Origin of the sequence: Streptomyces sp. CC224B, assembly GCF_030010595.1 — a bacterium.
Classification (GTDB): domain Bacteria; phylum Actinomycetota; class Actinomycetes; order Streptomycetales; family Streptomycetaceae; genus Streptomyces; species Streptomyces longispororuber.
The window spans coordinates 1-429 of sequence record NZ_JASCXL010000269.1 but is presented as its reverse complement, the minus strand read 5'-3'; the positions used below and the strand labels follow the sequence as shown (position 1 = coordinate 429).

General features: G+C 67.4%; 1 protein-coding gene. It reads left to right on the top strand.

The features are described from left to right. Positions 1 to 429: condensation domain-containing protein (locus QK440_RS41300; RefSeq protein ID WP_282798406.1), on the top strand; the 429-nt coding region annotated here is incomplete at both ends.

Sequence of the window (429 nt, the reverse complement as noted above, 5' to 3'; positions counted from 1 at the left end):
CCCGCTGTTCCAGATCGCACTGGCACTGCAGAACAACGACCAGGCCCACTTCGACCTACCCGGCCTCCAAGTGCAGGCTGACGCGGGCACCACCGGCACGGCCCGCTTCGATATATTCCTCAGTCTCGAGGAGACCTTCGAAGACCGCTTGCCCGCCGGCATCCGTATCGCGACCGAGTACTCCACCGAGCTGTTCGACGCCAGCACCATCGAAACCCTGATCGCCCGCTGGGAGCGGCTGCTGACCACTGCGGTCGCCGACCCCTCCCACCGCATCAGCGACGCAGACCTGCTCACCGAGCAGGAGCGTGGTGAGCTCCTCGTCGCTCACCATTCCCAGGAGAGCCGGGAGGTCGAACCGGCCACGTTCCCGGACATGTTCGCCGCCCGCGTGCGGGCAGCCCCACAGGCACCCGCGGTCGAGTCGGA